A 12209-nucleotide genomic window follows, 5' to 3' on the forward strand; every position below is an offset into this window, starting at 1 on the left:
CCTGAGCGGCAGCGGTCAGTGTTCCGGGACGCCTCGGTCAGGGCCGCCGGGCGGGCTCGTCACGAGCCGGTGGGGTCCAGGCGGCCCGCGCCGTCGTGCGCCTCCCGGGCTTCGAGCAGCTCGTCCCAGTGCTCCTCCGCCCAGGCGCAGGCGATGGCCATCGGCTCCAGGATGCTGCGGCCCAGGGGGGTCAGCTCGTACTCCACCCGCGGGCTCGGCCCGGCGTACACGGTGCGCCTGACCAGGCCGTCCCGCTCAAGGGAGCGCAGCGACGCGGTGAGCACCTTGGGAGAGACCCGGCGCAGCGGAACCCGCAGCTCGGAGAAGCGGCGCGGGCCGTGCTCGAGGCACCGGATGACGAGAGCCGCCCACTTGTCGCCGAACCGGATCGGGTTGAGCGAGGACGGGCACAGCTCGTCGAACATGTCGGAGGGCAGCGGTTCCCTCATGGCGGCATGGTAGCCGCTATCCGGGAGGTAACCGCTGTCCCCCATAGCGTCCGGGCACTGGCCGGGCGTGAGGGCTCCGGCTCCGGTGAGAGGCGGTCCCGCATGAACATCGTGATCTTCGGCGCCGGGGGTCGGGCCGGCCGGGAGGCCGTCGCCGAGGCGCGCCGGCGCGGTCACCAGGTCACCGCCGTGGTGCGCGACCCGGCACGTCACCAGATCCCGTCCGACGTGCGGGTGGTGCAGGGCGACGTCGCCGATGTGGCGAGCGTCGAGGAGGTGGCGGCCGGGCACGACACCGCCATCAGCGCCGCCGTCGACCTGGCGGTGCCGTCCCACGATTTCTTCACCGCGTCGGCCCGTGCGCTGAGCACCGGGCTGCCGACGGCCGGGGTGCGCCGCCTGGTGATGGTCGGCCTCGCCTCGATCATGGCCGGGGCGTCCGGTGTCCCGTTGGTGGACGAGCCCGCCTTCCCGGCCGAGTACCGGCCCTTCGCCCTCGGCCACGCGGCAGGCCTGGACGAGCTGCGGAGCCGCGGTCTCGACTGGGCGTACGTCGCCCCCGCCGGCGACTTCGACCACGACGGAGCGCGTACCGGCCGCTACCGCGTCGCCGGGCACGCGGACTGGGCGAGCCGGATCACCTACGCCGACTTCGCGATCGCGCTGCTCGACGAGATCGAGACGCCGCGCCACCATCGCGCGGCGCTCGTCGTCCGGGAGGCGTGACCCTGCGGCGGCCCCCGACCGGCGGTTCGGCCGGCGACCGCTGGTCCAGCCGGCGACTGCCCGCGCCATGGGCGGACCCCGCCGACCGCCGACTGAGGGCTACCTGGGGACGGCGGCCTCGAGGTCGTCGACGCTGCCGGCCATGATGGTGCGGATGTGCCGGGTGATGTGCTCGATCGGCCAGTCCCACCAGGCCAGCGCCAGCAGGCGGGCGACGTCCGCCTCGCTGTGGCGCAGGCGGAGGAGCCGCGCCGGGTCGCCCCCGACCACGCCGTAGTCGGGGACGTCGTCCACGACGACCGAGCCGGACCCGATGATCGCGCCGTGGCCGATGCGGACGCCGGGCATCACCATGGCGCGGTAGCCGAACCAGACGTCGTTGCCGACCACGGTGTCACCGCGGCCGGGCAGGCCGGTGATGAGGTCGAAGTGCTCCGCCCAGGAACCGCCCATGATCGGGAAGGGGAAGGTCGACGGGCCGTCCATGCGGTGGTTCGCGCCGTTCATGATGAAGCGCACGCCCGCGCCCAGCGCGCAGAACCGGCCGATGACCAGTTTCTCCGGCCCGTAGTGGTACAGCACGTTGCGGGTCTCGAAGGCGGTCGGGTCGTCGGGGTCGTCGTAGTAGGAGAACTCCCCGACCTCGATCAGCGGCGAGGTGCACAGCGGCTTCAGGAGCACCACCCGCGGCTGCCCGGGGACCGGGTGCACCACGGTCGGATCGGCGGGCACGTCCGCCATCACGAACCACCTCCCATCAGGCCACGACGATCAGGCCACGACAAGACCCAATCACGGCGGCGCGGACGACCCGGGAACCGGCCGGTGCGTCGCCGGGCCGGCGCACCGGCCCGGCCGCGCACCGCCGGGCCGGAGTCAGTCGGCAAGCTCAGTGGCCGGACATGCCGCCGTCCACCGCGAGCGTCGTTCCCGTGATGTAGGAAGCTCCCGGACCGGCCAGGAAGACCACCGCCGCGTCCAGCTCGTGCTGCTCGCCGAGCCGGCGCAGCGGGCTGGTGTTGCCGATGAACGTCATCAGCTTGTCTGGTGGGATCTGTGCCGTCATCTCGGAGGCGAAGTATCCCGGGGCGATGGCGTTCACCCGGATCCCGCGGCGGCCCGACCACTGCTGCGCCAGGTCCCGGGTCAGCCCGATCAGCCCGGCCTTGCTGGCGGCGTAGGCGGCCTGCGGTGCGTAGGACTTGATGAGCCCGAGAACACTGGCGATGTTGATGATGCTCGAGCCCGGCTCCATCACCCGGGCGCACGCCTGCGCCGCCCAGTAGGCGCCGTTGAGATTGACGTCGATGATCCGCCGGAACTCCTCCGGCCGCTCGTGGAGGGCGGGTACCGCGGTGCCGACACCGGCGTTGTTGACCAGGATGTCGATCCGGCCGAACTCGGCGACCGCCGCCTCGGCGAGGGCGGTGCACTGCTCCGGGTCGCTGACGTCGGTGGTGACCGTGAGCGCCCGCCGTCCCGTCCCGCGCACGTCCCGCACGACCTCCTCGAGGCGGTCGGCGCGGCGGGCGGCGAGCACGACGTCCGCGCCGGCCTGGCCGAGCGCGCGCGCGAAGCCGACGCCGAGCCCCGAGCTGGCGCCGGTGACGACGGCGACCCTGCCGTCCAGCCGGAACAGGTCCAGCACGTTGGTCATGGTGTCTCCAGGGTCAAGGTGTCTCCAGGTTTCCGTTCAGGGCGCGTAGCCCGGCCGCGGCGAGTGGCGCCGTCGCCTCGCCGACGGACTCGAACCCGGCGCCGCGGGTCACGCCCTGCCTGAACCGGTAGTGGATGCCCTCCGCGATCACCGCCACCTTGAAATAGCCGAGCGCAAGGTAGAACGGGAAATTGCTCAGGTCCCGGCCGGTGACCTCGGCGTAGCGGCCGGTCAGCTCGCTCGCGGCCGGCAGGCGCGGGCTGGTGGACGCCGCCGAGCCGCCCAGCACCGGCGCGAACGCCGGATCGGAATAGGCGATGTGCACGCCCAGGTCGGCGATCGGGTCGCCCAGGGTCGCCATCTCCCAGTCCACCACCGCGCGTACCGTCGCCGGGTCCTCCGGCGCCACGATGACGTTGTCGATCCGGAAGTCGCCGTGCACGATCGACGCGCCGCTCTCCACCGGGTGTGCCTCGGCGAGCCTGGCGTACAGGGCGTCGACATCGGGCAGGGCGCGGGTGCGGATCCGCTGCCACTGGTCGTTCCATCGCCGTACCTGGCGGCCGAGATAGCCCTGCGGGCGACCGAAGGCGCCCAGACCGACCCCGTCCGCTTCGACGGAGTGCAACCGCGCCAGCACGTCGATCAGGGCATGGGCGCAGCGGTCGATGTCGGCCTGGGGGAGCGCGTGCAGCTCCTCCTCGGTGCGGATGACCGGGCCGGGAACGTACTCGACCACGGAGAACGGCACGCCCAGCGGGTCGCCCTCGCTGTGGGCGACCGCGCGGGGGACGGGGACCACACTGTCGGACAGGGCCGACACCACGCGGTGCTCGCGGAGCACGTCGTGGGCCGACGGGGTGAGCCCACCCAGCGGCGGCCGCCGCAGCACCCAGCGGGTCGTCCCGTCGGTGAGCAGGTACGTGAGGTTCGAGCGGCCGCCCGACAGCCGCTCGGCCGTCAGCTCGCCGCGGAAACCGGGGACCCGCTCGGCGAAGAACCGGTCGAGCGCCGGCAGGTCCAGCCCCTCGACGGCGGTTCTCGTCGGGCGCCTCATCGGGCGGCCGTGGCCGAGGCGAGCTGCCTGATCGCCCGGCGCGCGATCGCCCAGCGATGGGTCTCGGACGGGCCGTCGTAGATCCGGAACGGGCGCACCTCGCGCAGGAACCGGCTCAGCGGGACGTCCCCGGACACCCCGAGCGCACCGCAGATCTGCAGGGACCGGTCCACCACCCGCCACACCGCCTCGGCGCAGAACGTCTTGCCGATCGACGTGGCCTGCGCGGCCGAACGGTCCTGGTCGAGCTCCCAGCAGGCCCGCAGGATGAGGCCCCGGGAGGCGGCGATGTCGATCTCGTTGTCGGCGATCATCTGCTGGACCATGCCCAGCTCGCCCAGCCGCGAGCCGAACAGCTCACGCTCGTCGGCACGCCGGATCGCGATGTCGTTGGCGTGCCGGGCGATGCCCAGCCAGCGCATGCAGTGCGTCATCCGGGCCGGGCCGAGCCTGACCTGCGCGTTGCGGAAGCCCGCGTCGACCTGGCCGAGCACGGCGTCGTCGGGCACCTCGCAGTCCTCGAAGAGCAGCTCGACGTGGCCACCGAACAGGCTTTGGTCGAGCGTCTCGATGTGCCGCACCGTCTTCATGCCGGGGTTGTCCGCGTCGACCAGGAACATCGTCGCGCCGCCCGCGTCCCCGGGGCTGCCCGAGGTGCGGGCCATGCAGATCGTGACCGCCGCCCCGTCGCCGCCCGTGGTGAACCACTTGCGCCCGTTGATCCGCCAGCCCCCGTCGACCCGCTCGGCACGGGTGGCCAGCGCGCTGGGGTCCGACCCGGCGCCGGGGGCGGGCTCTGTCATCGCGAAGCAGGACCGGATCTCGCCGGCCGCGAGGGGGCGCAGGTAGCGCTCCTTCTGCGGGCCGGAGGCGACGGCCTCCAGCAGGTGCATGTTGCCTTCGTCGGGGGCGGCGATGTTCAGCGCGAGCGGGCCGAGCAGCGCGTACCCGGCCTCCTCGAACACGGCGGCCCGACCGCGCATGTCCAGCCCGTGGCCGCCGTACCCGGTGCTGACGTGCGGGGCGAACACGCCCGCCTTCCGCGCGGCGTCCTGCAGCTCGCGCCGCACCGCCTCGGAGGGGACCGGGTCCCGATGCCGCTCCTCGACCGGAAGCACCACGTCACGGACGAACCGCGCGGTGCGCTCGGCGAGGTCGGCGACCGCCGGCTCGGGCGCGAGGTCAACCACCATCGGATCTCCTGGCTGCCGCAGGGGCTAATGACTATTAGCCAGATGCTAGACACGGCTTTGCGTTGGCCGCAAGTGATCCTGACTATGATGCGAGGTGACGGTGGCCAGGCTTGGCTATCACCTGTTAGCGATCGGGGAGGGACGTGGTGGGAAAGGACGTGGCGGGAAAGGACGTGGTCCGGCCCAGTTCGGTGCGGTCCGCGCAGATCCGCGCCGCCGCGCTCGACCTGTTCACGCGCTCCGGCTACGAGGCCACCACGATGGCCGACCTCGGTGCCGCCGTGGGCATGCGCGGACCCAGCCTGTACAAGCACGTCGCGTCCAAGCAGGACGTCCTCGAGCAGATCATGACCGGCACGATGGAGGCGCTCCTGGCCGCGCACCGGACGGCCGTCGCGACCACGGCGGACCCGGTGGAACGGCTGCGGCGCGCCACGGAGGCGCATGTCCGGTACCATGCGCGGCACCGGCTGGAGGCGTTCGTCGGGAACCGCGAGATCCGCAGCCTCACCCAGCCCAACCGCGAGCGTGTGCTGGGCCTGCGCGCGGAGTACGAGCGGTGCTTCCGGGACCTCATCGAGGCCGGCCTGCGGGCGGGGCGGTTCCAGGTGGAGTCCGCGAGGCTGGCCTCGTACGCGATCCTCGACCTGGGGATGGGCGTCGCGGTGTGGTTCCGCGATGACGGCGAGCTGACCGAGGACGCCGTGGTCTGGCAGTTCAGCCAGTTCGCCCTGCGCATCGTGGGCGCGGCGTAGGCGCGGCCGGCTTCGGCCAGCGATCAGGTGGGCGGGTTCCAGCGGTAGCGTCGGCGCGGTGATTTCCCTCCCGGACCGGCCGGCGGTGCCTGACCCCACGCTTCCCGTGGCGGCGATCGACGCCGCCGTGCGCGTGCTGGACTTGAACGACGCGCGCAACGGGATCGAGCCCCGTGAGGGCCTGGCGTTGCGGATCCTGAAGCTGGTCGAGGAGTGCGGGGAGGCGAGCGCCGCCCTGATCGGCCTGCGCGGCCAGAACCCGCGCAAGCCGCGTTCCTCCGAGCAGGATCTGGTGGACGAGCTTCTCGACGTCGCGCTCGCCGCCCTGGTCGCGGCGGCGTCGCTGACCGATTCCTGGGCCGGGAGGTTCTGCGATCAGGTGCTGGCCAAGACGTCGCGGCTGGTCGCGGCGGTACCAGGGGAGCCAGGGGCGGCGTCACCGGCACCGGGCGCGGTGCCACCGGTGCCACCGGCGGCGCCGGCCGTGGCGCCGGGTGTCGACCCCGGTGGTGATCCCGGCCGGCCGGCTGGCCGTGGACGCGGCATCCCCACCGCGCCGTCCGTCATGGCGATGGTGCGGGAGTTCCACGGCGCGCTGGGTGACGACCTGCCGGGCTCGCCGCGTCTCCAGGATGCGGCGACCCGCCGGCTGCGGCGCGAGTTCCTGGCCGAGGAGGCCGCGGAGGCCGTCGCCGCCGATGAGAACGACGACCTCGTCGGCCTCGCCCAGGAGCTGGCCGACGTCGTGTACGTCGCTTACGGCACGGCCGCCCGGTACGGGATCCCGCTCGACGCGGTCCTCGCCGAGATCCACCGCGCGAACCTGACGAAGGAGGCGCATCCCGCCGGCGGCAAGGCGGTCAAGGGCCCGACGTTCCGACCGGCGGACGTCGCCGCTGTCATGGGCTTCACACCCGCGGCACCCGCGGAGGTCGGTGGGCCGGCCGGGCGAGCCGTCGACGAGCGCGTCGAGCCGTAGCCGGCGGGCCTTGACCCAATGCCGTGAAGCTTAATTCGATCTTGAATGGTTGATGTTCGCTGTTCGTGGTTGGCGGGTTGGTACGGCGTGGCGGCGTGGCCTCGGTGCCGCTGGGTGGTTTGGTCACGGTTCGTGGCTTCGATGGTGACCCCGGACCAGGTGTCGGTCGGGGTGCTGGTGACGGCGGTGCCGCGTGACGCGGTCGACGAGGCCGTCGCGGCCTGTGGGGTGGGTGCGCGGCGGGCGGGCGGGAAGCTCCCACCGCATGTGACGGCGTACCTGACGTTGGCGATGTCCCTGTTTCCGGACGACGACTACGCCGAGGTCGCCCAGAAGGTGACCGGGTCGCTGGACCGGTTCGGCTGCTGGGACGCGGCGTGGGCGCCGCCGAGCGCGAGCGGGATCACCCAGGCGCGTAAGCGGCTGGGCCGGATGGTGATGGCCGAGGTGTTCGAGCGGGTCGCGGGCCAGGTCGCGACACTGTCGACGCGTGGCGCGTGGCTGCGGGGCCGGTTGTTGCTCGCGATCGACGGGTTTGACGTCGACGTGCCCGACACCGAGGAGAACGCGGCCGAGTTCGGCTACGCCGGCACCGGGGAGAAGCGGTCGGCGTTCCCGAAGATCCGGGTCGTCGCGTTGGCGGAGTGCGGGACGCACGCGTTCCGGGCCGCCGAGGTCGGTGGCTGGGCGGCTGGGGAGAGGACGCTGGCCCGCGGGCTGCTGATGCGGCTGAACCGCGACGAGGTGCTGACCGCCGACCGTGGGTTCTACTCGTTCGACAACTGGGCGCTGGCCGCGGGCACCGGCGCCGACCTGATCTGGCGGGCCCCGACCGGGCTGAACCTGCCGGTCGTGCGGGTCCTGTCCGATGGCACGTTCCTCACCGTCCTGATCAACCCGGAGATCACGGGAGGTCGGCGCCGCGAGCGGCTGCTCGCCGCCGCGAAGGCCGGCGACGAGCTTGATCCGGACGAGGCGCACCTGGCCCGGGTCGTCGAGTACGACATCCCCGACCGGGCCGGTAACGGTACCGGCGAACTGGTCGTCGTGCTGACCACGATCCTCGACCCGCGTCAGGCCCGTGCCGACGAGGTCGCCGCCGGATACAACGAGCGCTGGGAGGAGGAAACCGCGAACGACCAGCTCAAGACCCATCTACGCGGCCCCGGGAGAGTCCTGCGCTCCCGGCTGCCGGACCTGGCGGTCCAGGAGATGTGGGCCTGGCTGATCGTCCAGTACGCGCTCACCGCCCTGATCGCCGGCGCCGCGGAGGCCGCCGAGATCGACCCCGACCGGGTCGGTTTCGCCCGGACACTGCGCCTGGTCCGCCGTTCCGCCACCGGAACGGCGGACATTTCCCCCTGAGGACTGGAACGCCCGGCTACCCAGGTTCCACACCGAGATCACCCGCGGGCTCAACCCGCCACGACGCCACCGCACCTGCCCCCGGGTCGTCAAACGGGCCCGGCACAACAGCTACCGCGTCAAGAGACCCGACGAACCCGCCTCGGTCCGCCACCCGGGCCCCGCCACGATCCGGCTCCACCCACTCGCCCCGCGCGCGGCCTGACCAGATCCCGGAAAGATCAAACTAAGCTTCACGGCATTGGGCCTTGACCTGAACCCGACTTCAGCCCCGACGCTGATCGGCATGACCGGGACACGTGGCGCGCAAGCCCTGTACTTCAAGGCAGGGTTAGCGCATCAACGACAGGGCGACAGGGAAGTTCGTTATTCTGTCGGGTATGGGTTCTCGGGTGGTGAAGCGGGCATATCGTTATCGCTTCTACCCGAATCCCGAGCAGGTCGCGCAGCTGGCCCGTACCTTCGGCTGTGTCCGCTACGTCTACAACCGGGCGCTGGCCGAACGGTCCCGTGCCTGGACCCAGGAGCGGCGCAGGGTCACGCACGCGGAGACCGACAGGATGCTCACCGTGTGGAAGCGGGACACGGAGACGGCGTGGCTGGCCGAACCGTCGAAAGGGCCGCTGCAGGCCACGCCGCGCCATCTGCAGACGGCGTTCGTGAACTTCTGGGAAAAACGGGCCGGATATCCGTCTTTCAAGAAGAAGGGCAGGAGCCTCGATTCGGCGACCTATTTCCGGAACTGCTTCACCTACCGGAACGGGAACATCACACTGGCCAAGCAGGACCGGCCGTTGGACATCGTCTGGTCGCGTCCGCTGCCCGAGGGCGCGACGCCCTCGCGGGTGACGGTGTCGCGGAACGCCCGCGGCCAGTACCACGTCTCGATCCTGGTCGAGGACACCGTCACCAGCCTCCCGCCGGCTGGGGGGCAGGTCGGGATCGACGCGGGCATCACAGCGCTGGTCACCTTGTCGACCGGGGAGAAAGTCACCAACCCCCGGCACGAGCGCCGCGACCGTGTCCGGCTGGTGCGGGCGCAGCGGGACCTGTCCCGCAAGGCGAAGGGCTCGGCGAACCGGGTGAAGGCCCGCGCGAGGGTCGCGGAGATTCACGGCAGGATCGCGGATCGGCGCCGGGATCATCTACACAAGCTGTCCACGAGGATCATCCGCGAGAACCAAACGGTGGTCGTCGAGGACCTGTCCGTCCGCACCATGGTCCGCAACCACTCGCTGGCCCGGGCTATCAGTGAGACCACCTCGCTCCTGAAGCGAGGAGGCGTCCGTTGACGAAGCAGGAACCCGGATCGCGAGGTACGGGAATCCCTGGAGTTCACACCGGGGAGGATGTCAACTTCTCCGATGGTGCGGCGGTCGTCCTGGGGCCGGGTGGGCTGGTCGGCACGGCCTGGCTGCTCGGGCTGGCAGCCGGCCTGCGCCGTGGCGGCGTGGACCTCGCCGCCGCCGATCTGATCGTGGGAACCTCCGCGGGTGCGATCGCGGGTGCGGTCCTGGCCACCGGCGGTGACCCCGAGTGCCTCTCCGCCCTGCCTGATCCGAGCCCCGACCCGACCGCTCCGCGGACCCGCCCGGACCCCGGCCCGATGGGCGAGGTGTTCGCGATCCTCGCCGATCAGGCCGATCCGGAGCGGGTCCGTCGCGTCGGCCGGATCGCGCTCACCGCCCCGACCATCCCCGAGGACGTGCACGTCGCCCGGATGGCGTGGCTGATCGGAGCCCACGACTGGCCGGACCGGCGGCTGCTGATCACCGCGGTGGACGTCGAGACCGGCCGGCCCGTCGTCTGGGACCGCGGCAGCGGCGTCCCGTTGGCCTCCGCCGTGGCGGCCAGCTGCGCCATGCCCGCCGCCTACCCGCCGGTGACCATCGAGGGCCGGCGCTACATGGACGGCGCGCTGGGCGGCGGATCCAACATCCACCTCGCTGACGGCGCCGACCCGGTCGTGGTCATCGAACCGGGGGCTCCCAGGCCCGGGCCCGCCGTGTCGCCCGTGGCGGCCGCCGTGCGGCCCGCGCCCGCCGTCGTGCGGATCGCCCCCGACGAGGCCGCGCGGAACAGCTTCGGCCCCGACCTGGGTGACCGGAGCCGTTGGCGGCCGGTCTACCAGGCCGGGTTGAACCAGGCCCGGACGGCCGCCGGACTCATCCGCCGGTGAAGTCGAGCGAGTTCCGTAGGCCTCCAGCTACCGTCATCTGAGGTTCCCCGTAGGCGGCGTCGGCGGGACGATCGGTGGTGTGGAGCATTCGGCTGCCGAGCGGGGCGCGACCGAGGGCCGATTTTCCGTCTCTCGGTGGCGTAGTCGGCATTTGACAGACCGCGAGGTGACGTTGCGATGACAGCCGACCCGGCTCGGGGTTTCCACGACGGCGAACTGGCGGTGCAGCAGCGGGCTGGTGTCGCCCGGGAGGCGGCTCGGCTCGCGGGCATGCTCGGGCCGACCCGGTTGCGCCCCGGCTCGACGGCTTTCCTGGCAGGTCTGCGGCTAGCGGCGCTGACCGCGCGCGACCGCGCCGGAACGCTGTGGATCTCGGTCCTGACGGGTCCACCGGGATTCCTCGACGGTGCCGGGGAGCTGCTGCGGATCCGCGCGGCTCCGGCGCCCGGCGACCCGTTGGCCGACCTCGGCGCGGACCAGCCGGTCGGGATCGTGGCGATCGATCCACAGGCGCGGCGCCGAATGCGCGTCAACGGCACGTTGATCTCGGCCCGTCCCGGGAGCCTGGTGGTCGAGGTCGGCGAGGCCTACGGCAACTGCCCGCAGTACATCCAGGAGCGCACGATCGGCACGGGGCCGACCCGCCGGACCGAGCACCCGGCTCCGCCGGTCGGTGATCGGCTCGACGAGGCGGCCACCCGGATCGTGCGCGCGGCCGACACCTTCTTCCTCGGCACCATCCATCCGGAACGCGGTGCCGACGCGTCACACCGCGGTGGCCCGGCCGGGTTCGTCCAGGTCGCCGGAGGCGACCTGGCGTGGCCCGACTACCCCGGCAACAACATGTTCAACAGTCTCGGCAACCTGCAGGTCGACGACACGGCCGCGCTGGCCTTCGTCGACTTCGGCACGGGCGACACCGTGCAGCTCTCGGGCCGCGCGCACGTGGAATGGGCGAACCCCGGCCCGGCGGACGACGACGGCGGAACCGGCCGGCGCGTGGTCTTCACCGTCTCCCGGGTGGTCTCGGGTGGCCCGCCGTTGCCGATCCGCGCTGTCTGACCCGCCCCGGTCCGTGCGGACCGGAGCGGAGTCGCCGACCGGGAGCCCGTCGACCTGATCGCGTCACGGGGGCGAGATGTGGCTGGGAAGTAATTTCCAACTCAGATGGTCTGGGTGGCTAGGCTCCTGTTCATGCCGCCCGCCGCGCCCAACGAGCCCGCGTCTGAGCCCGAGCCCGTGTCTGTGTCCGAGCCCGAACCCCGCTCCGCCGGTGCACCGGCGGAGCCCGTCGCCGCGCCGCCGGGCGCGGACCCCAGGTGGGGCGACCTGCGCCGCAAGACCGTGACCTGGTACGACCCGGCCGCCAGCGCGCGGTCGAGCCTGGCCATGTCCGGCCTGGAGTTCCTGCGGGCGATGGTCGACGGCACCGTCCCGCCCCCGCCGATCTCGCGGGTGTTCGACTTCCGTCCGGTCTCGGTGGAGGTCGGCGACGTGGTCTTCACCTGCGAGCCGGACGAGTCCGCGTACAACCCCATCGGACTCGTCCACGGTGGCCTCGTCTGCACGCTGCTCGACACCGCGACGGCCTGCGCGGTGCACACGACGCTGGCGGCCGGTGCCGCCTACACCTCGCTGGAGATCAAGATCAGCTACGTGCGCCCGGTCCACGTTCTCCCCGGACGGGCGAACACCCTGACCGCGCACGGCTGGGTCACCCGTCCCGGCCGCCGGGCCGCGTTCGCGCAGGGCGACGTCCGCGACGCGCAGGGCCGGGTCGTGGCCACCGCGAGCAGCACCTGCCTCGTCATGACCCCCGGGGACGGAGCGGGTTCCACGCCCTGATCCG

General features: G+C 72.4%; 12 protein-coding genes and 1 pseudogene. 8 read left to right on the plus strand and 5 right to left on the minus strand.

Going from position 1 to position 12209, the window contains the following annotated elements; genetic code table 11:
• Positions 1–59 precede the first annotated feature (59 nt).
• Positions 60–449 carry a helix-turn-helix domain-containing protein gene (locus tag FRANEAN1_RS09245; RefSeq protein WP_020459487.1) on the minus strand — a complete coding sequence of 130 codons (390 nt, stop codon included), beginning with the start codon at positions 447–449 and terminating at the stop codon, positions 60–62.
• Between the two features lie 102 nt (positions 450–551).
• Here FRANEAN1_RS09245 and FRANEAN1_RS09250 point away from each other — a divergent pair, with 102 nt between their 5' ends.
• A complete protein-coding gene (locus FRANEAN1_RS09250; RefSeq protein ID WP_020459488.1) occupies positions 552–1175 on the plus strand; it encodes an NAD(P)H-binding protein in 624 nt (207 codons plus the stop codon).
• A 99-nt stretch (positions 1176–1274) separates the two neighbouring features.
• On the opposite strand, the gene FRANEAN1_RS09255 is transcribed toward FRANEAN1_RS09250, so the two are convergent.
• The 4 genes from FRANEAN1_RS09255 to FRANEAN1_RS09270 form a co-directional block, all read right to left on the minus strand.
• Positions 1275–1916, minus strand: a complete 642-nt coding sequence (locus tag FRANEAN1_RS09255; RefSeq protein ID WP_020459489.1) for a CatB-related O-acetyltransferase — start codon at positions 1914–1916, stop codon at positions 1275–1277.
• A gap of 148 nt (positions 1917–2064) precedes the next feature.
• On the minus strand, positions 2065–2832 hold the full coding sequence (locus FRANEAN1_RS09260; RefSeq protein ID WP_020459490.1) for a glucose 1-dehydrogenase: 768 nt from the start codon (positions 2830–2832) through the stop codon (positions 2065–2067).
• Between the two features lie 13 nt (positions 2833–2845).
• Positions 2846–3889, minus strand: coding sequence for a phosphotransferase family protein (locus tag FRANEAN1_RS09265; RefSeq protein ID WP_020459491.1), 1044 nt, complete (start codon positions 3887–3889; stop codon positions 2846–2848).
• A complete protein-coding gene (locus FRANEAN1_RS09270) occupies positions 3886–5082 on the minus strand; it encodes an acyl-CoA dehydrogenase family protein (protein ID WP_020459492.1) in 1197 nt (398 codons plus the stop codon). Before FRANEAN1_RS09270 ends, FRANEAN1_RS09265 begins: the two co-directional genes overlap by 4 nt.
• 158 nt (positions 5083–5240) lie before the next feature.
• Here FRANEAN1_RS09270 and FRANEAN1_RS09275 point away from each other — a divergent pair, with 158 nt between their 5' ends.
• From FRANEAN1_RS09275 to FRANEAN1_RS09305, 7 genes and pseudogenes are all read left to right on the plus strand, one after another.
• Positions 5241–5837, plus strand: coding sequence for a TetR/AcrR family transcriptional regulator (locus FRANEAN1_RS09275; protein WP_347177046.1), 597 nt, complete (start codon positions 5241–5243; stop codon positions 5835–5837).
• Between the two features lie 85 nt (positions 5838–5922).
• Entirely contained in the window at positions 5923–6816 is an 894-nt protein-coding gene (locus FRANEAN1_RS42065) for a hypothetical protein (protein ID WP_198145477.1), read from the plus strand.
• A 141-nt stretch (positions 6817–6957) separates the two neighbouring features.
• Complete coding sequence (locus FRANEAN1_RS09285) at positions 6958–8181, plus strand: IS4 family transposase (RefSeq protein ID WP_041253905.1); 1224 nt, start codon at positions 6958–6960, stop codon at positions 8179–8181.
• A 380-nt stretch (positions 8182–8561) separates the two neighbouring features.
• Positions 8562–9437: pseudogene (locus FRANEAN1_RS09290) on the plus strand (RNA-guided endonuclease TnpB family protein); the annotation flags it as partial.
• Between the two features lie 32 nt (positions 9438–9469).
• Positions 9470–10360 carry a patatin-like phospholipase family protein gene (locus FRANEAN1_RS09295; RefSeq protein ID WP_020459497.1) on the plus strand — a complete coding sequence of 297 codons (891 nt, stop codon included), beginning with the start codon at positions 9470–9472 and terminating at the stop codon, positions 10358–10360.
• Positions 10361–10537: 177 nt separating this feature from the next.
• A complete protein-coding gene (locus tag FRANEAN1_RS09300) occupies positions 10538–11422 on the plus strand; it encodes a pyridoxamine 5'-phosphate oxidase family protein (RefSeq protein ID WP_020459498.1) in 885 nt (294 codons plus the stop codon).
• 114 nt (positions 11423–11536) lie between these two features.
• Positions 11537–12205 (plus strand): PaaI family thioesterase, encoded by a 669-nt coding sequence (locus FRANEAN1_RS09305; RefSeq protein ID WP_347177047.1) that lies wholly within the window; start codon positions 11537–11539, stop codon positions 12203–12205.
• The last annotated feature ends 4 nt before the right edge of the window (positions 12206–12209 follow it).

It is taken from the genome of Parafrankia sp. EAN1pec (assembly GCF_000018005.1).
GTDB classification, from domain to species: domain Bacteria; phylum Actinomycetota; class Actinomycetes; order Frankiales; family Frankiaceae; genus Parafrankia; species Parafrankia soli.

Bases quoted from the DNA above. Each gene is read 5' to 3' on its own strand.
- FRANEAN1_RS09245 (WP_020459487.1), bottom strand. From the start codon at position 449: ATGAGGGAACCGCTGCCCTCCGACATGTTCGACGAGCTGTGCCCGTCC.
- FRANEAN1_RS09250 (WP_020459488.1), top strand. From the start codon at position 552: ATGAACATCGTGATCTTCGGCGCCGGGGGTCGGGCCGGCCGGGAGGCC.
- FRANEAN1_RS09255 (WP_020459489.1), bottom strand. From the start codon at position 1,916: ATGGCGGACGTGCCCGCCGATCCGACCGTGGTGCACCCGGTCCCCGGG.
- FRANEAN1_RS09260 (WP_020459490.1), bottom strand. From the start codon at position 2,832: ATGACCAACGTGCTGGACCTGTTCCGGCTGGACGGCAGGGTCGCCGTC.
- FRANEAN1_RS09265 (WP_020459491.1), bottom strand. From the start codon at position 3,889: ATGAGGCGCCCGACGAGAACCGCCGTCGAGGGGCTGGACCTGCCGGCG.
- FRANEAN1_RS09270 (WP_020459492.1), bottom strand. From the start codon at position 5,082: ATGGTGGTTGACCTCGCGCCCGAGCCGGCGGTCGCCGACCTCGCCGAG.
- FRANEAN1_RS09285 (WP_041253905.1), top strand. From the start codon at position 6,958: ATGGTGACCCCGGACCAGGTGTCGGTCGGGGTGCTGGTGACGGCGGTG.
- FRANEAN1_RS09300 (WP_020459498.1), top strand. From the start codon at position 10,538: ATGACAGCCGACCCGGCTCGGGGTTTCCACGACGGCGAACTGGCGGTG.